At 61.3% G+C, this 21,510-nt stretch carries 23 protein-coding genes; 12 read left to right on the forward strand and 11 right to left on the reverse strand.

Annotated elements, in window-relative coordinates:
- The first annotated feature begins 159 nt into the window (after nt 1-159).
- Nucleotides 160-927 (forward strand): TIM barrel protein, encoded by a 768-nt coding sequence (locus tag J1G33_RS13525; protein ID WP_032879335.1) that lies wholly within the window; start codon nt 160-162, stop codon nt 925-927.
- A 3-nt stretch (nt 928-930) separates the two neighbouring features.
- Here J1G33_RS13525 and J1G33_RS13530 read toward each other — a convergent pair whose 3' ends face one another.
- Nucleotides 931-2,019, reverse strand: a complete 1,089-nt coding sequence (locus J1G33_RS13530; RefSeq protein WP_032879337.1) for an endonuclease/exonuclease/phosphatase family protein — start codon at nt 2,017-2,019, stop codon at nt 931-933.
- Nucleotides 2,020-2,060: 41 nt separating this feature from the next.
- On the reverse strand, nt 2,061-2,720 hold the full coding sequence (locus J1G33_RS13535) for a YciC family protein (protein WP_057703350.1): 660 nt from the start codon (nt 2,718-2,720) through the stop codon (nt 2,061-2,063).
- Between the two features lie 183 nt (nt 2,721-2,903).
- Between J1G33_RS13535 and J1G33_RS13540 the strand changes: the two genes are divergently transcribed.
- From J1G33_RS13540 to J1G33_RS13550, 3 genes are all read left to right on the forward strand, one after another.
- On the forward strand, nt 2,904-3,626 hold the full coding sequence (locus J1G33_RS13540) for a DUF2076 domain-containing protein (protein ID WP_223018213.1): 723 nt from the start codon (nt 2,904-2,906) through the stop codon (nt 3,624-3,626).
- Between the two features lie 120 nt (nt 3,627-3,746).
- Nucleotides 3,747-4,223 (forward strand): NYN domain-containing protein, encoded by a 477-nt coding sequence (locus J1G33_RS13545; RefSeq protein ID WP_005791666.1) that lies wholly within the window; start codon nt 3,747-3,749, stop codon nt 4,221-4,223.
- 31 nt (nt 4,224-4,254) lie between these two features.
- On the forward strand, nt 4,255-4,866 hold the full coding sequence (locus J1G33_RS13550) for a 3'-5' exonuclease (RefSeq protein WP_032879341.1): 612 nt from the start codon (nt 4,255-4,257) through the stop codon (nt 4,864-4,866).
- Between the two features lie 68 nt (nt 4,867-4,934).
- Here the strand turns inward: J1G33_RS13550 and J1G33_RS13555 are convergent, their stop codons facing one another.
- Nucleotides 4,935-5,396, reverse strand: a complete 462-nt coding sequence (locus J1G33_RS13555; RefSeq protein WP_005791661.1) for an Lrp/AsnC family transcriptional regulator — start codon at nt 5,394-5,396, stop codon at nt 4,935-4,937.
- A 161-nt stretch (nt 5,397-5,557) separates the two neighbouring features.
- On the opposite strand from J1G33_RS13555, the gene yedA reads away from it, so the two are divergent.
- Both yedA and J1G33_RS13565 read left to right on the forward strand, forming a co-directional pair.
- Nucleotides 5,558-6,454 carry a drug/metabolite exporter YedA gene (yedA, locus tag J1G33_RS13560; protein WP_032879345.1) on the forward strand — a complete coding sequence of 299 codons (897 nt, stop codon included), beginning with the start codon at nt 5,558-5,560 and terminating at the stop codon, nt 6,452-6,454.
- Between the two features lie 48 nt (nt 6,455-6,502).
- Nucleotides 6,503-7,837, forward strand: coding sequence for a DEAD/DEAH box helicase (locus tag J1G33_RS13565; RefSeq protein WP_032879347.1), 1,335 nt, complete (start codon nt 6,503-6,505; stop codon nt 7,835-7,837).
- Nucleotides 7,838-7,957: 120 nt separating this feature from the next.
- Here J1G33_RS13565 and J1G33_RS13570 read toward each other — a convergent pair whose 3' ends face one another.
- Both J1G33_RS13570 and J1G33_RS13575 read right to left on the reverse strand, forming a co-directional pair.
- A complete protein-coding gene (locus J1G33_RS13570) occupies nt 7,958-9,184 on the reverse strand; it encodes a TIGR03862 family flavoprotein (RefSeq protein WP_223018214.1) in 1,227 nt (408 codons plus the stop codon).
- 171 nt (nt 9,185-9,355) lie between these two features.
- Nucleotides 9,356-10,276, reverse strand: coding sequence for a histone deacetylase (locus J1G33_RS13575; RefSeq protein ID WP_005791657.1), 921 nt, complete (start codon nt 10,274-10,276; stop codon nt 9,356-9,358).
- A 76-nt stretch (nt 10,277-10,352) separates the two neighbouring features.
- On the opposite strand from J1G33_RS13575, the gene J1G33_RS13580 reads away from it, so the two are divergent.
- From J1G33_RS13580 to J1G33_RS13590, 3 genes are read left to right on the forward strand one after another with little or no spacing between them, the layout of a single operon-like run.
- Nucleotides 10,353-10,922 (forward strand): GNAT family N-acetyltransferase, encoded by a 570-nt coding sequence (locus J1G33_RS13580; protein ID WP_005791656.1) that lies wholly within the window; start codon nt 10,353-10,355, stop codon nt 10,920-10,922.
- Between the two features lie 38 nt (nt 10,923-10,960).
- The gene (tesB, locus tag J1G33_RS13585; RefSeq protein ID WP_005791655.1) at nt 10,961-11,830 is read left to right on the forward strand and encodes an acyl-CoA thioesterase II; all 870 of its coding nucleotides are present in this window, start codon (nt 10,961-10,963) and stop codon (nt 11,828-11,830) included.
- Nucleotides 11,827-12,414: an HAD family hydrolase gene (locus J1G33_RS13590; RefSeq protein ID WP_032879354.1), complete on the forward strand. Its 588-nt coding sequence runs from the start codon at nt 11,827-11,829 to the stop codon at nt 12,412-12,414. Before tesB ends, J1G33_RS13590 begins: the two co-directional genes overlap by 4 nt.
- A 132-nt stretch (nt 12,415-12,546) precedes the next feature.
- On the opposite strand, the gene J1G33_RS13595 is transcribed toward J1G33_RS13590, so the two are convergent.
- From J1G33_RS13595 to J1G33_RS13605, 3 genes are read right to left on the reverse strand one after another with little or no spacing between them, the layout of a single operon-like run.
- Entirely contained in the window at nt 12,547-13,521 is a 975-nt protein-coding gene (locus tag J1G33_RS13595; RefSeq protein WP_223018215.1) for an alpha/beta hydrolase, read from the reverse strand.
- The gene (locus J1G33_RS13600) at nt 13,522-14,409 is read right to left on the reverse strand and encodes a neutral zinc metallopeptidase (RefSeq protein ID WP_032879358.1); all 888 of its coding nucleotides are present in this window, start codon (nt 14,407-14,409) and stop codon (nt 13,522-13,524) included.
- A 45-nt stretch (nt 14,410-14,454) separates the two neighbouring features.
- Complete coding sequence (locus J1G33_RS13605) at nt 14,455-14,865, reverse strand: membrane lipoprotein lipid attachment site-containing protein (protein WP_223018216.1); 411 nt, start codon at nt 14,863-14,865, stop codon at nt 14,455-14,457.
- A 184-nt stretch (nt 14,866-15,049) separates the two neighbouring features.
- Here J1G33_RS13605 and J1G33_RS13610 point away from each other — a divergent pair, with 184 nt between their 5' ends.
- The gene (locus J1G33_RS13610) at nt 15,050-15,928 is read left to right on the forward strand and encodes a DMT family transporter (RefSeq protein ID WP_005791650.1); all 879 of its coding nucleotides are present in this window, start codon (nt 15,050-15,052) and stop codon (nt 15,926-15,928) included.
- A 1-nt stretch (nt 15,929) separates the two neighbouring features.
- Here J1G33_RS13610 and J1G33_RS13615 read toward each other — a convergent pair whose 3' ends face one another.
- Nucleotides 15,930-17,264, reverse strand: a complete 1,335-nt coding sequence (locus J1G33_RS13615; protein WP_148854033.1) for an MFS transporter — start codon at nt 17,262-17,264, stop codon at nt 15,930-15,932.
- 226 nt (nt 17,265-17,490) lie between these two features.
- On the opposite strand from J1G33_RS13615, the gene quiC reads away from it, so the two are divergent.
- The gene (gene quiC / locus J1G33_RS13620; RefSeq protein WP_032879364.1) at nt 17,491-19,392 is read left to right on the forward strand and encodes a 3-dehydroshikimate dehydratase QuiC; all 1,902 of its coding nucleotides are present in this window, start codon (nt 17,491-17,493) and stop codon (nt 19,390-19,392) included.
- Nucleotides 19,393-19,467: 75 nt separating this feature from the next.
- Nucleotides 19,468-20,133 carry a TetR/AcrR family transcriptional regulator gene (locus J1G33_RS13625; protein ID WP_032879366.1) on the forward strand — a complete coding sequence of 222 codons (666 nt, stop codon included), beginning with the start codon at nt 19,468-19,470 and terminating at the stop codon, nt 20,131-20,133.
- 80 nt (nt 20,134-20,213) lie between these two features.
- Here J1G33_RS13625 and J1G33_RS13630 read toward each other — a convergent pair whose 3' ends face one another.
- Both J1G33_RS13630 and aroQ read right to left on the reverse strand, forming a co-directional pair.
- Nucleotides 20,214-21,065, reverse strand: a complete 852-nt coding sequence (locus tag J1G33_RS13630; RefSeq protein ID WP_187432799.1) for a shikimate dehydrogenase — start codon at nt 21,063-21,065, stop codon at nt 20,214-20,216.
- Nucleotides 21,062-21,508 (reverse strand): type II 3-dehydroquinate dehydratase, encoded by a 447-nt coding sequence (gene aroQ / locus J1G33_RS13635; RefSeq protein WP_005791645.1) that lies wholly within the window; start codon nt 21,506-21,508, stop codon nt 21,062-21,064. The genes J1G33_RS13630 and aroQ overlap by 4 nt, the downstream gene beginning before the upstream one ends.
- Nucleotides 21,509-21,510: the final 2 nt, after the last annotated feature.

Raw genomic sequence — 21,510 nt, forward strand, 5'->3', positions numbered from 1 at the left:
CGTTCCCGTCGGGGCAGATGCCCCCACCGCACTGGAGTGGGAAAATACCATACGAAGAGCATGAGTATTTGCACTGACCACTTTCAATAGCGCGGCGCTGGAGCCGCGAATGAGGCTCCAGGCTGATGATTTGTTTATTCCCAGGATGGATAGTTACCCATGCTCAAATTCAATGCTCACCTCGGTTTCCAGTTCAACGAATTGCCTTTTCTGCAACGCATCGAAGCCGCCGCCGCTGCCGGTTTCAGGGCGGTGGAGTTCCCATCGCCCTATGAATTTGACGCCAGCCTGCTCGCCGATCACCTGGCTCAATACAACCTGCCGTTGATTCAGTTCGCAGCGCCGGCAGGTGTTACCAAAGGCATCGCTGCCTTGCAGGGCAAGGAGCAGGAATTTCGCGATGGGCTGCGCGAGGCGGCCCGCTATGCGAAGGCGCTGAACTGCTCGGATGTGCACATCATGTCTGGCGTGACCACGCCCCAGGATGAGAGCGCGCCTGCCTACGCAAGTAACCTGGAATACGCGGTCAAGTACCTCGAAGATCAGGGTTTGCGAGCGCTTATTGAAGTGATCTGCCCGCAGGCGATGCCCGGCTATTACATGTCTGACTTCAACAAGGCGCAACAGGTGCTGGAAACCTTTACGAGTGTCGGGCTGATTCTGGATCTTTACCATGCCCAGCTTTTGACCGGCGACGCAGCCGGGGTACTGGCGCAGTTTTACGACAGGACCGTCCATGTACAAATCGCCGACAACCCGGGGCGTCACGAGCCGGGCACCGGGACCATGGACTTTGCCGCCTTGTTCGCGGCGCTGGAGCAGCGTGGCTACCGAGGATGGATCGGCTGTGAGTACCGCCCATCCGGCACCACGGTTGAAAGCCTTGAGTGGCTTAAGCCGCTGCGGGCCCAGGTGTTGAAACCCTAGGGGTTATTGTGCGGCAGGCAGCAGGAAGCGGGCGATCACCGGCAGGTGGTTGGAAATACGCAACGTATCGTCTTGGCGCACCTTCGCCTCCACGCGTTTGATCCGCGAGCTGTAGAACAGGTAATCCAGGGTGCGATCCGGGCCATCAAGGCTTGGGTCGTTGGGGAAGTGCGTCAGCCATTTCTCACGGTCGATGCCACTGGATTGGCTGTTGCTGGGAATCATCGGGTATTTGTCCCACAGCAGATGCAACTCACTGTCCGGCGAGTACTGGCCGCGCTTGCCAGCGTCCAGGCGCAGGAACTGGCCCAGTGGCAGCAGGTTGAAATCCCCGCCAATCAACCAGGGTGTGCCGCGACCTTCGAGTTTATCCAGCAGTTTTACCGTGCTTGCCACTTGCTCCTGCACCGCGCTGCGCCCAGGTGCGCCGCCGTCCAGGCGGGTGTTGAGCACCGCCAGTTGGCCGCCATCGCTCAAGGGCAGATATGTCAGCAGCAGAGCTGGCTTGGGTTGGAACTGGCGGCTGATGACGTTGGCATCGGCGGTCGGCAATTGCAGGCGCTCGGCGTGCTCGATCTGGTAGCGGCTGAGTGTCGCCAGCTTGCGCCCGACGCTGCCGAAGATATGCAGGCTGGGCACAAAGTCGGCTTTCCAGTCGAAGGCCTGGGCGCTGCACGGGTAGAGGTCGACCAGGCGCTCCTGCAATAGCGCAAGCTGGTCCTGATAGTGGGACGGTTTGGCGCCTTCGTCGAGCTCCTGCAACAGCAGGATGTCGGGTTGTTCGTCGCGGATCACCCGGGCCACTTCGTCGAGGCTGAAGGCCATGTCTTCGACGGTAGGGCGATCGTCCGGGCCGCTGCCGTCCGGGGTGTCGTACCAGAACACGTAGTTCTTGCCGGCCAGGTATTGCACATTCCAGGTCATGACCTTGAGCGCCTGCCCCGGCAGCAGCGTCGGCGCACGGGGTGCCACGCAGCTGACGGGCAGGGTTTCTTTGTCGGCAGGGCGCCAGGTCAGGCTGTAGATCAGCGCGGCCAGCAGGCCGGCGATGATCAACAGGCTCAACAGGGTGATGCGCAATAAACGGGTCATCGGCTCGGCTTATATGCGTGTCAGAAGAGGCACGGAGCATATCACCGCGCGTCGGCGTCGCCACCGATCAACATGAATAAACGGAACAGCACCACGCTGGTAAACAACTGCAGGAAGCTGTGCGCACTGTCCATCAACAGCCCCAGCAGCGGCGCGGGCTCGGGATACGCCGCTACGCTGGCACCCTTGAGCAGCCACAACGGCGTCATCACGCACAGCAGGCACACCAGGATTCGCCAGAAATGCCCGCGGGTCAGGCGAAAGCTTTCCTTCATCGCCGCCAACGCCGGCATACCGCGCAGCACCAGCAGGTATTCGGCAAACGCCAACACCACCATCAGCCACAAGCCCGGCAGGAAATACAGCGACAGGCCCAGCAATATCAACAACGTGCTCATGGCCGTCAGCAGGGCGAAGCGCGGCCACAGGCTCAATGCCATAGCCCATACATCCTTGGTGCGTGGTGACTCGCCACGGGTGCGGGCGTCGAGAAACAGGATCAGGGCGCCGGTGTACAGCGGGTACACCAATAAACCCACGACCACGCTGTAGCCGGGAAACGCATCCGGGCCCAGCGTGTGGTCCAGTATTTGTTGCAGCAGGGCTTCGAGGATCACCAACGGCAGGCACAACTGCACGATGGCGCCCAGGTTGCGCTGGGTAAAACGCAAGGAGTCGCGCAAAACGTCTAACGGATTCATCAGGGTCATCACAGGCCTGGAAGCAGAGGGCCACACTTTAACCGATCAGGGTCCAAAGGGGCGCAAACGTAAACCTTGAGTAAAGACCATTGAAACAACTCGTAACATCCCCATAACTGGAAGGCACCCGGCCTGATCACAGGCGGGACCGGAATTTTTTATCGGCAATCTAACGAGGTCGCCATGAACAGCGAAGAGCAAACCCTGATCGATGGACTGTTTTCACGGTTGCAGCAAGCCGAAACGGACTCAGCCCCCCGCGACGCCCAGGCCGAAGCGCGGATCAAGGAGCACATGACTCGCCAACCCGCCGCCGGCTACTACATGACCCAGTCATTGCTGGTGCAGGAACATGCGCTCCAGGCTCTGGATGCGCAGAACAAGCAGCAGGCGCAACAGATCCAGCAATTGCAGGACGAACTGCAGCGGGCCAAGTCGGCGCAACCGGCGCCGGCCAGTGGTGGTGGGTTCCTGTCGAGCATCTTTGGCGGTAGCTCTCGCGAGCCACAGCCTGCGCCGAACAACTCCGGTGGCGGCTGGCGTGAGCCGGCGCGGCCGTCGTTCAACCAGCCAGCACCGCAGCAAAACTATCAACCGCCGCAAGCACCGGCTGGCGCACCCGTGGGCAGCGGCTTCCTCGGCGGCGCCATGAAGACCGCTGCCGGTGTGGCCGGTGGTGTGTTGCTCGCCGAAGGTATCAGCAGCCTGTTCCATCACAACTCGCAGCCACAGGTGGTGGAAGAAATCATCGAACAACCGGCACCGGCCAGCGACCAGGGTGACTGGGGCAACGATGACCAGAAGTTTGCCGGCAATGACAGTTGGGGCAGCAACTCTGACAACTTGGCTGACAGCGATTATTCCGACGATTCCTCTTCCTTCGGCGACGACGATTCCTTCGTCTGACACCTCTTGGCCCGGGGCGCCACGGCGCTCCGGTCTGATTTTTTCCCGGAAACGCTCCCTTGGCTGGCATACTGGCGCCCTTTCCGGGCGCTGGCGCCTGGCTGTCCATGAGGAAGTGCGGTGAAGAAAATTGCAGTGTTCGCCGATGTACAAAACCTCTACTACACCGTGCGCCAAGCCTATGGCTGCCACTTCAACTACGCCGCCCTGTGGGCTGACATCAGCGCTCGCGGGCAGATTGTCGAGGCGTACGCGTATGCCATCGACCGTGGCGACAGCAAGCAGCAGCAATTCCAGCAGATCCTGCGCAACCTGGGCTTTACGGTAAAACTCAAGCCGTATATCCAGCGCAGCGATGGCTCGGCCAAGGGCGACTGGGACGTGGGCATCACCCTCGACATCATGGACGCCGCCGACCATGTCGACGAAATCGTACTGGCCTCCGGTGACGGCGATTTCGACATGCTGCTCGAACGCATCATCCAAAAGCATGGCGTGCGGGCCGTGGCCTACGGCGTGCCGGGGCTGACGGCCAACTCATTGATACGCGCCGCCAGCCACTACGTGCCGATCGAAGGCGCGTTGTTGCTCAAATAGAAATAGATTGTTGAATGGAGTTGGAGCAGGTTTGGAACGTATAGCGGTCATCGACTTTGAAACCACCGGCATCACCCCCAGCAGCCAATGCCGGGCCACGGAGATTGGCGTGGTCATCCTCGAGCGCGGTCAAATCGTGGACCGCTACCAGAGCCTGATGAACGCCGGTGTGCGCGTACCGGCCTTTATCGAACAGCTCACCGGCATCAGCAACGCCATGCTGCGCGGTGCGCCACCGGCTGAGCGAGTGATGAACGAGGTCAATGAGTTCGTCGGCACCACGCCCTTGATGGCGCACAACGCCGCCTTCGACCAGAAGTTCTGGGACTATGAGCTCGGCCTGATCCGCCGCACCCGCCTGCAGAAATTCGCCTGCTCCCTGCTGCTGGCCCGCCGCCTGATGCCGGCTGCGCCCAACCACAAGCTCGGCACCCTCAACGCCTACGCCAAACTGCCCCACACCGGCCAGGCTCACCGGGCGCTGGCGGATGCGGAAATGGCCGCCAACCTCACGGCGCACCTGGCCCAGCAACTGCGCCAGACCCACGGCCTGCGCGAACTGTCCCATGACCTGTTGTGCACCTTGCAGAAAGTGCCCGCCGCCAAAATCAATGAGCACCTGAAAAAGCATCGCGGGTTCTAAACCAGCCACCCTCTCAAGCACACCAAATATCCAAATGTGGGAGGGGGTTTGCTCCCGATGGCGGTAGGTCAGCCACCATTTTTCCCATTGGCTTCCAACTGCCCCAACGGCACCCGCCGCTCTATGGCGCTGGACAAAATAATCGAGGTCTTGCTGAACCCGAACTTCGCCACTCGATTAATCAGGTCTTCCAGCTGCGGCATGGTGCCTACCGCCGCTTGCATGATCACGCACGGGTCGCCCGTGACCCGGTGGCATTCGGTCAGCTCGGGAATTTGCGCCAGGGCGTCGTATACCTTCTGGCTGCCGTGATTGGTCAGCCGCAGTTCGATCACGCATTGAATCGGCAAACCGACCTTGGATAGATCCACTTTGGCCTGGTACCCGGTGATCACTCCGCTGGCCTCAAGCTTGGCCACGCGTTCGGCCACGGCGGGGGCGGAGAGGTTCACGGTGCGCGCCAGTTGCGCGTAGGAAGCACGGCCATCTTCAAGCAGGGCGCTGAGCAGCATGCGGTCGTATTTGTCCATGGTAAGGCTCCGGTGGCGCGTGGCTTTCGAAAGCACGGGTTATAGCCCTCATAACCATGGTTTGAAAAGTGTATGGGCGGTTTAAACAGGTTTTGTAACTTAAGTTTATCCACCTTCGTTTCTAGAATAAGTCTCCCTTTTCCTGCCATTAGAGCCGCCCAATGCCTGGCCCACGTCGCTTTCCCTTACCGTTGATCGCCGCCTTTTTCGCGTTGTATGTGATCTGGGGTTCCACTTACCTGGTGATCCGCATCGGTGTGGAGTTCTGGCCGCCGCTGTTGCTGGCGGGGATTCGGTTTTGCACGGCGGGTGTGTTGATGTATGGCTTCCTCAGGTGGCGCGGGGTGCCGGCGCCAACCTGGCCGCAGTGGAAGGCCGCCGGGATGATCGGCATTTTGTTGCTCACCGTGGGCAATGGTGGTGTCAGCGTGGCCGAACACATGGGTGTGTCGTCCGGTGTGGCGGCATTGGCCGTGGCGACCGTGCCGTTGTTTACCCTGTTGTGCGGGTTTTTCTGGGGCGCGCGTAATACGCGGCTGGAATGGGCCGGGGTGATCCTGGGCATCATCGGCATCGCCATGCTCAATATGGGCAGTACCTTGCAATCAAGCCCATCGGGTGCAGTTTTGCTGTTGGTTGCGGCGGCCTCCTGGGCTTTCGGCTCGGTGTGGAGCCGCCACCTGCCACTGCCCCAGGGCGCCATGGCCAGTGCCGCAGAAATGCTCGTGGCCGGCGTGGCGCTGCTGATTGTCAGCGCGCTGTCGGGCGAGCACCTGCAGGCCATGCCGCCGCTGGAAGGCTGGCTGGCCCTGGCCTACTTGACGGTATTCGGTTCGATCATCGCCTTTAACGCCTACATGTATCTGCTCAAGCATGTGCGTCCGGCAGCGGCGACCAGCTATGCCTACGTGAACCCGGCTGTGGCGGTGTTGCTGGGGATTGTATTCGTCGGTGAGACCATCGGCCTGGAAGAAGCCTTGGCGATGCTGGTGATCATCAGCGCCGTGTTGCTGATCAGCCTGCCCCAGTGGCGCAAGCCCAAGCCGGAAATAAGGTAAACTGCCGCGCATTACGCCCTTGCGCTGAATTTTTCCTACGGTAACTACATGACTTTCGCCACCCTTGGCCTGATCGAACCCTTGCTGCGCGCCCTTGAGACGCTTGGCTACCAGACCCCGACGCCGGTGCAGGCGCAAGCCATTCCGGCGGTGCTGGCCGGTCGCGACCTGATGGCCGCGGCCCAGACCGGCACCGGCAAGACCGCAGGTTTCGCCTTGCCGCTGCTGCAACTGCTGACCATGGAAGGGCCGAAAGTCGCCGCCAACTCGGCGCGTGCGCTGATCCTGTGCCCGACTCGCGAACTGGCCGAGCAGGTTCACGCCAGCGTCGCTGAATATGCCCAGCACCTGCCGCTGACCACCTACGCGGTATACGGCGGGGTAAGCATCAACCCGCAGATGATGAAGCTGCGCAAAGGCGTCGACATTCTGGTCGCCACCCCTGGCCGCCTGATCGACCTGTTCCGCCAGAACGCGCTGAAGCTCAACCAGCTGCAAACCCTGGTGCTGGATGAAGCCGACCGTATGCTCGACCTGGGCTTCTCCGAAGAGCTTGCCAACATTTATCGCATGTTGCCGAAAAAGCGCCAGACCCTGTTGTTCTCTGCGACCTTCTCCGATGACATCCGCCTGTTGGCTGGGCAGATGCTCAACGACCCGCTGAGCATCGAAGTCAGCCCGCGCAACGTCGCTGCCAACACCGTCAAGCAGTGGGTGGTGCCGGTGGACAAGAAGCGCAAGCCTGAACTGTTTGTGCACCTGATGCGCAAGGGCCGTTGGAAGCAGGTATTGGTTTTCGCCAAGACCCGCAACGGCGTGGACGCCCTGGTGGACAAGTTGCAGGGCCTGGGCATCAACGCCGACGGCATCCATGGCGACAAGCCCCAAGCTACCCGCCAACGCGCACTGGACCGCTTCAAGACCAGCGAGGTGCAAATCCTGGTGGCCACTGATGTGGCGGCCCGTGGCCTGGATATCGAAGACCTGCCACTGGTGGTCAACTTTGACCTGCCGATCGTGGCCGAGGACTACATCCACCGTATCGGCCGTACCGGGCGCGCGGGCAACACTGGGGAGGCGATTTCCCTGGTGTGCGCTGATGAGGTGAACATGCTCTCGGCGATCGAGATGCTGACCCGCCAGACCCTCACCCGCAAAATGGAAGCGGATTTCGAGCCGGAGCATCGTGTACCGGATACCGATGCCAGCGGGCAGGTGGTGAAGAAGCCGAAAAAACCGAAGAAACCCAAAGCGTCCGGTGGTGGCGGTAAGCGCAACCTGGGCAAGTGGGTGGACAGTGGCGAAGTGGCGCCGGCTGAGCCGTCGATCAAGCCAGTGCGCAAGGTGCCGGTGTTTAATACTGGGCCGCGTAAGAAGAAGTGATTTTGCGCTGTGGCTGATGGCCTCATCGCAGGCAAGCCAGCTCCCACCTTTAAATTGTGAATACAGTCAAAGGTGGGAGCTGGCTTGCCTGCGATGGCGGCCTTGAATCCAGCGCGGCTCTCAGCGATTAAGCCACTCCAACATCCCCAGCCCAGCCGCTCTGCCACTGGCAAAACACCCCGTCAGCAAATACCCACCAGTGGGCGCCTCCCAGTCCAGCATTTCCCCCGCACAAAACACTCCAGGCAATGGTTTGAGCATCAACCGCTCATCCAGCGCTTCAAACGGCACACCCCCCGCCGTACTGATCGCCTCATCCATCGGCCGCGTCCTCACCAATGTCAGCGGCAACGCCTTGATATCCACTGCCAACTGCGCCGGATCGGTGAAGTGTTCAGCGGGCGTCAGCTCGCGCAGCAGGGCTGCTTTCACGCCATCCAACCCCAACTGACTGTGCAAGTGCTTGCTCATCGACCGCGAACCCCGGGGCTTGGCCAATGCGGCCTGCACTTTGTCCAGCGGCTTGCTCGGCAGCAAATCGATATGCACCGTGGCCGCACCGCTGCGGTTGATCGCTTCGCGAATTGGCGCCGACAAGGCGTAAATCAAACTGCCTTCAATACCGGTGGCGGTTATCACGCATTCACCCAGCCGAGGCTTGTCATCCCCCAGGCCAATGGCGACGTTTTTCAACGGTGCGCCAGCGAATTTGCTGACCATCAACTCGCTCCACGCCGACACTTCGAACCCGCAGTTGCTCGGTTGCAGGCGCACATAGGGCAGGCCTTTGCCTTCAAACAGGTTCAGCCACGCACCGTCGGAGCCCAGGCGCGACCAACTGCCGCCGCCCAGGGCCAGCAACACCGCGTCGCTGTGGACAACTTTCTCGCCGTCCGGGCTGTGGATAAGTAAACCGCCTTCGGCATTCCAACCTGTCCAGCGATGTCGGGTGTGGATAACCACACCTTGATCCCGCAGGCGCTTGAGCCAGGCGCGCAACAGCGGTGCGGCTTTCATGTCGGTAGGAAATACGCGGCCGGAGGTGCCGACAAAGGTCTGGATACCCAGGCCATGGATCCATTCGCACAACGCCTCGGCGCCAAAGCTGCGCAACAGCGGCGCCATGTGCGGGGCGCGTTCGGCATAGCGCGACAGGAACGCGGGGTAGGCTTCGGAGTGGGTGATGTTCATGCCGCCGACACCGGCCAGCAGGAACTTGCGCCCCACCGAAGGCATGCCGTCGTACAGGTCGACCCGCACGCCCGCTTGGCTCAAGACTTCGGCAGCCATCAGCCCGGCAGGGCCACCGCCGATAATGGAGACGTGGTGGGCAGAAGTCTGAGGCATGGGCAGGGCTACGGTGATGTGAATAGGCCGAGCATTCTACCCGACCACGACGCCGCTGCCTGATCAAAAAACGTACACTTTCCTACAGGCCATGCGGCCACTCGCGTGCAGCCGCTTACGCTCAAGTTATCCACAGGCCGTTCCACAGGCATTGTGGGTAACGCCCATAGTTCAATGACAGCCTGATGACGTCCACACCCGTTGCGCGCTGTGATGCAGGATGCCGTGACGACGGGCGAGGGCGGGGCGGTCTTTGCTGTAACCGCCGCCGATCACGCCCATCACCGGTATGTCGCGGCCCAGGCAGTGGCGCATCACGCTTTCATCGCGGGCGGCGACGCCTGCGTCTGTCAGCTTGAGGTAACCGAGGGCGTCGTCCTTGTGTACATCCACGCCAGCGTCGTACAGCACCAGGTCGGGCTGGTAGAGCGGCAGCAAATAGTTGAGCGCGTCATCCACTACCTTGAGGTAGTCGGCATCGCCCATGCCCATGGGCAGCGGGATGTCCCAGTCGCTTTGGGCCTTGCGTGCCGGGAAGTTCTTTTCGCAGTGCAGCGACACGGTGATGGCCTCCGGTGTGTCGTGGAGGATGCGTGCAGTGCCATCGCCCTGGTGCACGTCGCAATCGAAGATCAGCACGCGATTGACCCGGCCGCTGGCCAGCAGATAGCGGCTGATCACTGCCAGGTCGTTGAAAATGCAGAATCCCGCCGGATAATCGTAATGGGCATGGTGGGTACCACCGGCCAAATGGCAGGCCAGGCCATGTTCGAGGGCCTGTTCAGCCGCCAGTATCGAGCCACCCACCGCACGCACGGTGCGCCTCGCCAGGGCTTCGCTCCAGGGCAGGCCGAGGCGGCGCTGGTCTTCGCGAGACAGTTCGCCGCCCATGTAGCGTTCGATATACCCAGGTTCATGGGCCAGGGCCAGGATGTCTGCCGGGCACAGCTGCGGGCGCAGCAATTGGCTGTCCTGGGTCAGGCCACTGTCCACCAGGTGGTCACGCAACAGGCGAAACTTGTCCATGGGGAAGCGGTGGTCCGCCGGGAACTCAGGGCTGTAGTCTTCGTGGTAGATCAATGGCAAGGGCATGGGATTTTCTGACGGGAACCTGCGAAGGATCTTAACAGCGCTGTACACTCACGCACATGGCAAGGCAGGGGGACCCATGGAGCCGATACTGGAATTGGAAAGTGCACGCTTGGTGCTGCGCCAATGGCGCGACAGCGACCTGCCGGAATTTGCGCGCATGTGCGCTGACCCGCAGGTGATGCGCTACTTTCCGGCTAAATTGAGCCACTTGGAAAGCGCCGCGCTGATCGGCCGGATTCGCGGGCATTTCGCTGAATATGGCTTTGGTTTCTGGGCGTTGCAGCGCAAAGACACCGGTGAATTTATCGGCGTGACGGGCCTTGCGAATGTCAGCTTCGAAGCGGGCTTCACCCCGGCGGTGGAGATTGGTTGGCGCCTGGCCCGTGAGCATTGGGGCCTGGGCTATGCCAGTGAGGCGGCCTGGACGGCATTGCGCTGCGGCTTTGATCGCTTGCAGCTGGACGAAGTCGTCGCCTTTACCACCGAAGCCAATCTTCCGTCACAAAAAGTCATGCAGGCCATCGGTATGCATTACGATCCGCAGGCAGATTTCGAACACCCCAAAGTCGCAGCCGGTGACCCGCTGCGCCCGCATGTTTTGTACCGCATCACCCGCGCCCAATGGTTGGACACGCTGCACGGATAAGCAGCCCGGAATGCCCTATTGATTGTAGGAGTTGCTCTATGAGCCAAGTATTGGAAGATCTGGTGGACTTGCTGACCCTGGAGCCGATCGAGGAGAACCTCTTTCGCGGCCGTAGCCAGGACCTGGGCTTTCGCCAGTTGTTCGGCGGCCAGGTGCTGGGTCAGTCGTTGTCGGCGGCCAGCCAGACCGTAGAAGAAGCGCGGCATGTGCATTCCCTGCACGGTTATTTCCTGCGCCCTGGCGATGCCGCGTTGCCGGTGGTGTATTCGGTGGACCGTGTGCGCGATGGCGGCAGCTTCAGCACGCGCCGTGTCACCGCGATTCAAAAGGGCCATCCGATCTTTACCTGTACCACCTCGTTCCAGTACGACGAAGCAGGCTTCGAGCACCAGACCACCATGCCGGTGGTGGTGGGCCCGGAGAATCTGCCGTCGGAGCTGGAGCTGACCCAACAGCGTGCGCACCTGATCCCCGAGCACATGCGCGACAAGCTGCTGTGCCCCAAGCCCATAGAAGTGCGCCCGGTCACCGAAAAAGACCCGTTCAACCCGCAGCCGTCCGACCCGGTCAAGTACGTGTGGTTTCGTGCCGACGGCGCCCTGGCGGATTCGCCGGCGCTGCATAAGTACCTGCTGGCCTATGCCTCGGACTTCGGCTTGCTGACCACCTCGTTGCTGCCCCATGGCAAGACCGTGTGGCAGAAAGACATGCAGGTGGCCAGCCTCGACCATGCGCTGTGGTTCCACGCTGACCTGCGCGCCGATGACTGGTTGCTGTATGCCATGGACAGCCCATGGGCCGGCAACTCCCGGGGTTTCTCCCGCGGCAGCGTGTACAACCGCGCCGGGCAACTGGTGGCATCGGTGACCCAGGAAGGCTTGATCCGCCATCGCAAGGACTGGGCATGAGCCTGTCAGACGTTAAACATTGGGTGTTCGACATGGACGGCACGCTGACGGTGGCAGTGCATGACTTTGCCGCCATTCGCGTGGCGTTGGAGATTGCGCCTGAGGACGACATCCTCACGCACCTGGCTGCATTGCCGGCGGATGTTGCGGCAGCCAAACATGCCTGGTTGCTGGAGCATGAGCGCGAGTTGGCGCTGGGTTCGGTCGCGGCCGAAGGTGCCGTTGAGTTGGTAAGGGAATTGGCCGGGCGTGGTTATCGCCTGGGCATCCTGACCCGCAATGCGCGGGAGCTGGCCCATATCACCCTGGATGCGATTGGCTTGGCGGACTGCTTTGCCATTGAGGATGTGCTGGGGCGTGATGACGCGCCGCACAAGCCTGATCCGGGTGGCCTGTTGAAACTGGCGGCGGCCTGGGGGGTAGCGCCGAGCGAGATGGTGATGGTGGGGGATTATCGCTTTGACCTGGATTGTGGCCGGGCGGCGGGGGCCAGGACGGTGTTGGTGAACTTGCCGGATAACCCGTGGCCGGAGTTGGCGGATTGGCATGCCGAGGATTGTGCGGCGCTGCGCCGAATGATCTAACCCAGGCGACGGAGATCAAATGTGGGAGCTGGCTTGCCTGCGATAGCGGTGGGTCAGCTGACACTCTGTCAACTGACAGTCCGTCATCGCAGGCAAGCCAGCTCCCACATTTTTATTGGGTTTCGTCAGTGATTACTGCGTGAACAGCACCTTTTCTCCCTCTGGCGAGGTAAACATCTTATCCCCGTCATGCCCCACCCCCGGCACTCCCACCAGCTTGTGACTCAACTGCGGATGGCGCAGCTTGAGGTAGTCAAAGTAGTTGTGCCCACGAATCAGCCTATACGCACCCTGGGTTTCGGCCTCGCAGCCTTTATCCAATGCCGGGTGGTTGGGGTCGGTGTCCTGCTGGCCCAACAGGTAAGTGATGTCGCGTGAGACGTAGGCTTTTTCCAGTTGCTGGGCGCCTCGGTCACCCACGTAATCGGGCAGTTTTTGCATGCCGTATTTCCAGTCGTTGAAGCTTGGGCAACTGGCCGTATCGAACGGCACCGGCCGCTGCGGGCTGAAGTAGGCGTAGGACGATGGGTTGGCCACCACGTACCGCAGGCTGATGCCTTCACTCTGCAGCAATGGGTGGTCATGGCCGGTGAGGGCGAAGCGTTGGACGACCTGGCCGCCACCGGAATGCCCGGCGATCACGATTTCCTTCAGCGCCGGGAACAGCTTGCGGTTGCCCAGGTGCTTGATGATCTGGTCCAGAGCGCCATAAGAACTGACCTGCCCAGGCGCGGTGGAAGCTTCGCCAGCCATCCAGTCGTTGCCCTTCCAACGCAATACCTGATTGCCCAGATGGTTACGCTTCACGTCCGATTGATTCAGAAACTGCGGCGCGATCACCAGCGTAGTGCCGCCGACCCCGGCATGGGTGGCGGCGTCGATACCGCTTTGCAGATAGGTCTGCGCATTGCGCAAGCGGCCATGCACGATGATCAGCGCACGTGTGACCTTGGGCAGCGGCTGGCGCCAGTCCTGGCTTACGCCGAGGCTGAGGTCGCCGGCCTCCAGATGAAAGCGATCGGGGCTGACCACCTTGACGCCGTGTTCAGCCGCCAGGGTGCAGCAGGACACGAACACACCCAGCAGCAACCCCAATCGTTTGATCATTTAGAGACTCTTGGCCGCGAAGGTATCGCATTGAGTGATCTGGCCCTGTGCGAAGCCGGTCTTGAACCAGCGTACCCGTTGCGCGGAGGTGCCGTGGGTAAACGAGTCCGGCACCACGCGCCCTTGCCCCTGTTGCTGCAAGCGGTCATCGCCAATGGCGTTGGCTGCATTCAGGGCTTCTTCGATATCGCCGGGCTCCAGCCAGTTCAGGCGTTTTTGCGCCCGATTGGCCCACACCCCGGCAAAGCAGTCGGCTTGCAGCTCCTGGCGTACCAGCAGGCCGCCATCGCCTTCCATCTGCCGACCCTGTTGGCGCGCCGCCTGGATCTTGGACGAGATGCCGAGCAGGGTTTGCACGTGATGCCCGACTTCGTGGGCGATCACGTAGGCCTGGGCGAAATCGCCGGCGGCCTGGAAGCGTTGCGACATTTCGCGGAAGAAATCCAGGTCCAGGTAGACCTGCTGGTCAGCCGGGCAATAGAACGGGCCGCTGGCCGAGGTGGCGCCACCGCAGGCGGAGTTCACCCGGCCACGGAACAGCACCAGCTTGGGGTTCTTGTAGGCCAGGCCGTTTTCCTGGAACACCTGGCCCCAGGTGTCTTCGGTATCGCCCAACACCGCCCGCACAAAATCGGCGTGCTCATCATTGGCCGGTGGCGCCTGGCGCGATTGCGAACTCACCGACGGCGCCTGTTCCATCTGGCCGGTCAACTGGCCAAGGATCTGCATCGGGTCCTGGCCGGTCAGCCAACCAATGCCGACGATCAGCACAATGGCCGTCAGGCTCAGGCCCTTGCCGCCGCCAAAGCGCATACCGCCACCGCCGCCGCCACTGTCATCGCGGGCATCCACCACGTTGTCGCTGCGTCGGCCTTTTTTCCATAGCATGGGAGCATTCCTCTGTGTGCTAACCGTGATTGATTATGGTCGGTATTAACGGCAATAGCCTTCGCCGGTGGTCACGATCAGGCAGTCTTTTTTATCCGCCAGCCATTTCAGGCCGGTGGCGGCGCCGTCTCCGGCGCGCAACAGCTGCGGGCCGTCGGGGCGGGTGAAGGCGATGCCATCTTCGTTCGCTTCACCTTTGAAGGTGCCGGAACTGTCGGCGTCGAGGCCGTATTGCATGGTCAGAAGGTAGTGGCCGCGGCCGATGCTGTCGTCCTTGGCGATGGTCAGGTGCAAGCCTTCGACGCCGATCCATTTGCCGACCCATTGATCGGTGGGGGGCGTTTGCGGCACCAGGGTCGCCTGTACAGACGGCGGCGCCGGCTTGGGGGCATCCTTGGCTTTATCGCAGGCGGTAAGCAGGGCGAGGGCAGACAGAACAAAGAGGATTTTTTTCATAGCGGCAAGGCCTTGATTAAAAAGTGTGCAACGCCTGGGCGAGCGTGCAGGGTTGGACTCGATTCCAGTGATTTAGTGCGCTGTTCGCCCGCTGTTTGGTTATGCTCTTGGAGCAGGCGCTGGCCCGGCTGCTAGATTACCGGGTTGAGTACCATCGCGTTCAGCCCGCCAGCAAGAGAATTCCATGACTGTCAGTACCCCCCTCTCAGGCGTCAACCATCCCTTCAAAGGCATCCTGCTGATTGTGGTGGCGACGTTCCTGTTCTCCAGCCACGACGCCTTGTCCAAATACCTGGCCGGGTTCTACCCCATTGTGATGGTGGTGTGGGCGCGCTACCTGGTGCACACCCTGCTGATGGCCGGGATCTTCCTGCCGCAATCAGGCTTGCGCGTGCTGCGCAGCAAGCGCCCGGGTATGCAGGTGGTACGTGCCTTGTGCCTGTTGGGCACCAGCCTGTTTTTCACCGCCGCATTGCACTACATCCCATTGGCCGAAGCCACGGCGGTGAACTTCCTCGCGCCGATCCTGGTGACAGCGCTGTCGGTGCCGCTGTTGGGCGAACATGTGACACGCGGCCAGTGGCTGGCGGTGATCTGCGGCTTTATCGGGGTGTTGGTAATCATCCATCCCGGCGGCGAACTGTTCACGCCGGCGGTGCTGTTGCCGTTGTGTTCGGCGACGTTCTTCTGTTTTTACCAACTGTTGACGCGCATCCTCAGTAAGTTCGATACGCCGACCACCAGCAACTTCTTCGCCGGGCTGTGCAATACCCTGGTCATGAGCGCCATGGTGCCGTTCTTCTGGCAGGTGCCGAGCCTGTGGCATGGCGTGCTGATGCTGGCACTGGGGACCTGCGGGATGACGGCACACCTGATGCTCACCCAGGCGTTCCGCTTTGCGGCGCCGGCCTTGCTGGCGCCGTTTGGCTATTGCCAGATTGTGTTTGCGGGGTTGTTGGGCTGGCTGGTGTTCAGCCATACCCCCGATACAACCACGGTGGTCGGTATCGGGGTGATCTGCATGAGCGGGTTGGCCGCTGCCTGGCAGCAGCGGCGCAGGTAGGTCAAAGGTCGACGGTAGGAATCTTGCGCGGTGCCATGAAGTACATCCACGTCAGCGCAATGAAGTACATCGCCGGGATCAGGGTGAATAACACTGTGTAGTTGTTGTTGGTCACCGTGAGGATATGGCCGACGATCTGGGTCATGAACATGCCGCCGATGGCCGCGCACATGCCGCCGAAGCCGAACACCGTGCTCATCATGTGCTTGGGCGTGTAGTCCATCACCAGGCTCCAGATGTTGGCGGTCCAGGCCTGGTGGGCGCCGATGGCCAGGGAGATGGCGAACACCGCGACCCACAGCTGGCTGGAGCCGGCCGCCATGATCACACCGACTATGCAGCAGGCGAACAGCAGCATCGACAAGAGCCGCGCCTTGATCGAGTTCATCCCGCGGCCGATCAGGAATGACGACAGAATCCCGCCTCCCACGCTGCCGAAGTCGGCGGTCAGGTAAATGATGATCAGCGGAATGCCCATCTGCGTCACGTTGATGCCCAGGTTGTATTGCTGGTTCAAAAACGGCGGCAGCCAGTACAGGTAGAACCAGAACACCGGCGCAGTCAGCGCGTAGGCGATGGCGAAGGCCCAGGTGCCACGCATACGCAGGATGCGGCTGAACGGCACGCGGGGCTGTTCGGGCTCGACTTCCTGTTGCACGTAGTCCAGTTCCGATTGTTTAACGCTTGGGTGGTCTTCCGGGTTGTAGTACTTCAACCCCCAGAACACCAGCCAGATCGCGCCGAGTGCCGACATGCACAGGAACGCCGCCTGCCAGCCCCACACGTGCAGGATCAACGGCAGCAGCATCGGTGTCATCATCGCGCCGACGTTGGTGCCGGCGTTGAAGATGCCGGTGGCCATTGCACGTTCACCCGCCGGGAACCACAAACGTGTGGTCTTGACGCAGGCGGGGTAGTTGGCGGCTTCGGTCAGGCCGAGGATAAACCGGCAGACCATAAAGCCCACCGCCGAAGTGGCCAGACCGTGGGCGCCGGTGGCCAGGCTCCACAGCAGCACGGCGCAAAAGAACACGCGCTTGACGCCTACGCGGTCGATCAGGCGACCTTGCAGCACAAAGCCGATGGCGTAGCCGACCTGGAACCAGAAGTTGATGTTGGCGTAGTCCATCGCCGTCCAGCTCATTTCTTTGGCCAGGATCGGTTGCATCACGCCCAGGGCGGCGCGGTCGATGTAATTCAGGGTGGTGGCAAAAAACACCAGGGCCAGCATGCCCCAGCGCGTTTTACCCACGGCCAGGGCACCGCGGATCTTGTCGCCGATGCCGGCGTGCGGGTTGCCCGGGCGCGTGGCCAGGGCTGGATTTTGCAGAGGCATGAGGTCGTACCCGTTTTTTTGAAATTCTTATGGTGTGTTCTGGGTCTTTGTTACATGAGCGAATTGCCCGGTCGATGGTGCGCAGTGGTTAAAAAGTCGTCAATTCGCCAAAGGGGCATAGTGTTCGATAATCGCACCAAAAACTAACCGGTTCGTACATTTTAATTGCTGCCTGTAGGCTGGGGGCGAATAATTTGCCACAAACAACAATTGCCGGGAGTCTTCCATGCAACGTTCTATTGCCACTGTGTCCTTGAGCGGCACCCTGCCGGAAAAGCTTGAGGCTATTGCCGCCGCCGGGTTTGATGGGGTGGAAATCTTCGAGAACGATTTGTTGTATTACGACGGCAGCCCCCGGGAAGTCAGGCAGATGTGCGCCGACCTGGGCATTGCCATCACCTTGTTCCAACCGTTTCGCGACTTCGAAGGATGCCGCCGCGACCGCCTGGCGCGCAACCTGGAGCGCGCCGAGCGCAAGTTTGACTTGATGCAGGAACTGGGCACCGACCTGGTATTGGTGTGCAGCAATGCCTCGGCCGACAGCGTGGGCGACGAACGTATTCTGCTCGATGACTTGAGCCTGCTGGCCGAACACGCGGGCAAGCGCGGCCTGCGCATCGGCTATGAAGCATTGGCCTGGGGCAAGCATGTGAACACCTGGCAGCAGGTGTGGAACCTGGTGCGCCAGATCGATCACCCAAGCCTGGGCGTGTTGCTCGACAGCTTCCACACCTTGTCGCTCAAGGGCGACCCCAGCGCCATTGCGCAGATCCCCGGCGACAAGATTTTCTTTGTGCAAATGGCCGACGCGCCGATCCTGGCCATGGATGTGCTGGAGTGGAGCCGGCATTTCCGCTGCTTCCCGGGGCAGGGCGAGTTCGACCTGGCGGGCTTTCTTGCTCCAATCATCCAGAGTGGCTACACCGGGCCGTTGTCCCTGGAAATTTTCAACGACGGTTTCCGCGCCGCGCCGACTCGGGCGAATGCGGCGGATGGCTTGCGGTCACTGTTATACCTGGAAGAAAAAACCCGCCAACGCCTGGCTGAACAAGCCCCCGCTGCGCCCGTGGACATCCTGTTTGAAACCCCGGCGGCCAGCGAATATGACGGTATCGAGTTTCTTGAATTTGCCGTGGATGAAAGCCTCGGCGCCAAACTGACCCACTGGCTGGAGCGCCTGGGTTTCGCCAAGGCCGGTCAGCATCGCTCGAAGAATGTGAGCCTGTTGCGCCAGGGTGACATCAACCTGATCCTCAACTGCGAACCCTATTCTTTCGCCCACAACTTTTTCGAGGCCCATGGCCCATCGCTGTGCGCCACCGCGATTCGGGTCAAGGACAGCGCCAAGGCCCTGGAGCGTGCGGTGGCCTACAAGGGCCAGCCTTATCGCGGCCTGGTCGGCCCCAACGAGCTGGAATTGGCCGCGGTGCGTGCGCCGGACGGCAGCCTGATCTACCTGGTGGACCCCAGCGAAGGCGGGCTGTACGACACCGATTTCAACCTGCAAGTGGCCACACCCGCCAGCGGTGGCTTGTTGCGCATCGATCATATGGCCATGGCGCTGCCGGCGGACAGCCTCGACAGTTGGGTGCTGTTCTACAAAAGCCTGCTGGATTTCGAAGCCGATGACGAAGTGGTGCTGCCCGACCCCTACGGCTTGGTGAAGAGCCGTGCGTTGCGCAGCCGTTGCAGTTCGATTCGCCTGCCGCTGAACATCTCCGAAAACCGCAATACGGCGATTTCCCACGCGCTTTCCAGCTATCGCGGTTCGGGCGTGCACCATATTGCCTTCGATTGTGCGGATATTTTCGCCGAGGTGCGCCGGGCCAAAGAGGCCGGCGTGCCGTTGTTGGATATTCCACTCAACTATTACGACGACCTGGCGGCGCGCTTCGATTTCGACGATGAGTTCCTCAGTGAGCTGGCGTATTACAACGTGCTGTACGACCGCGACGCCCAGGGCGGTGAGTTGTTTCATGTGTACACCGAGGCGTTCGAAGGGCGGTTTTTCTTCGAGATCATCCAGCGCAAGAACGGCTATGCCGGCTACGGCGCGGCCAACGTAGCGGTGCGTCTGGCGGCGATGGCCAAGTCGCGCAGTGGGGCGGTACGCCAGGCCCGGCTATAACCGCAGGCAGGTGCTTCCTTCGGGAAGCGCCGCGGCCCATAATCAGCGCTTGCAAACAATGGCCGTGAGCGCACCATGACCCCGAGTCCCGATCTCCCCGCGGTAGCTGACGCACCGCGCAAGAGTCGCAAGAACAATCCGGAAAAGACCCGCGAGAATATTCTCCAGGAAGCCATTGTCGAGTTTGTTCAACAGGGCCTGGCCGGCGCTCGAGTGGACGCCATCGCCGAGCGCATCCACACCTCCAAGCGCATGATCTATTACTACTTCGGCAGTAAAGAGCAGTTATACGTCGAGGTATTGGAGAAGCTCTACGGCGATATCCGCAACACTGAAACCCGCATGAACCTCACGGCCCTGGAGCCGCGTGAGGCGATTCGCCGGCTGGTGGAATTCACCTTCGATCACCATGACCAGAACGTGGATTTCGTGCGCATCGTCAGCATCGAAAATATCCACAACGCCGAGTACGTCAAACGCACCGAGACCATCAAGGCGATGAACAGCAAGATCCTCGAAGGGCTGGGCGAGACCTTGCGCCGTGGCGCCGAACTGGGGTTGTTTCGCGAAGGGCTGGAGCCGTTGGACGTGCACCTGTTGATCAATTCGTTCAGCTTTTACCGGGTCTCCAACCGGCATACCTTCAGCGAGATATTCCAGATCGAACTGTCGGATGAGGCGATCAAGCACCGGCACCGGGAGATGATCTGCGAGTCGGTGTTGCGCTACCTGCAAGCCTGAGTTCAGCGCTGGGCCAATGTGGGAGGGGGCAAGTCGAATCGTCGCACCGCCCCTCCCACATTTGAACTCTGTTTCGGCAGTCAGCCATTCATGCTCTGGAAGTGCGCCAGCATCCTGTCTGCATCCGCCACTTCACCGCTGAACAACTCAAACGCCTTCACCGCCTGAAACACCGCCATGTTGCCGCCATCCAGGGTGCGGCAACCCAATGCGCGGGCGTCGCGCAGCAGTTCGGTTTCCAGCGGGAAATACACGATTTCCGCAACCCACAACCCTGCCCGCAACAACGCAGCGGGGACCGGTGTGCCGGGCAGCTTGGTCATGCCCATCGGCGTGGTATTGACTAAACCATCGGCCTCGGCCATCGCATTTTTCAGATCAGTGCCGACCTGGGCACGACCAGGGCCGAAGCGCTGCGCGAGGTTATCCACAAGGTCGCGGGCGCGGGAGGCGTCCACGTCGAAAATGCTCAAGTGCTCGACCCCCTCTGCCAGCAGTGCATGGGCCACCGCTGCGCCCGCGCCACCGGCGCCCATCTGCACCACGTGTCGGCGGGCAACGTCATGCAAGTTGCGGCGAAACCCTTCGGCGAAGCCCAGGCAATCGGTGTTGTGGCCGATCCATTTACCGTCCTTGAACACCACGGTGTTGACTGCACCAATGCCCCGGGCTTCGTCGGACAAGTCATCAAGCAGGGGCAGGATCGCCTGCTTGCACGGGTAGGTAATGTTCAACCCGTTGAAGTGCATCAGCTCGGCGGCCCGCAGTAATTCCGGCAGGGCGTCGAGGTCCAGGTGCAGCGGCTCAAGGTCGATCAGGCGATACAGGTAGCGCAGGCCCTGGGCGTCACCCTCGAGTTCATGCAGGGCAGGGGTGCGGGAAGCCTGGATACCGGCGCCGATCAGGCCGGCGAGAATGCGCGGTTTCATCAGGCGCGTCCCTTGAGTGTCTGGCTGAAGTGCTCAAGCGCCAGGTGGTAGCCGTGGCTGCCAAACCCGGCCAGCACGGCCTTGGCGATGGGCGATACAAATGAATGCTGACGAAACGCTTCGCGCGCGTGCACGTTGGATAAATGCACTTCGATCACCGGCACTTCACTGGCCACCAGCGCATCGCGGATCGCGACCGAGGTGTGGGTCCAGGCTGCCGGGTTGATCACGATACCCGCACAACGGTTACGGGCGCCGTGGATCCAGTCGAGCAGTTCGCCTTCGTGGTTGGTCTGGCGAAACTCGATTTTCAGCCCGAGTTCAGTAGCGCTGCGACCACACAGGGCGGCGATGTCAGCCAGGGTTTCATGGCCATAAGTGGCCGGCTCGCGGGTGCCGAGCAGGTTGAGGTTGGGGCCGTTGAGCACCAGCACGATGGGCGGCATAG

The organism is Pseudomonas sp. P867 (assembly GCF_019891455.1).
Taxonomy (GTDB): Bacteria; Pseudomonadota; Gammaproteobacteria; order Pseudomonadales; family Pseudomonadaceae; genus Aquipseudomonas; species Aquipseudomonas synxantha_A.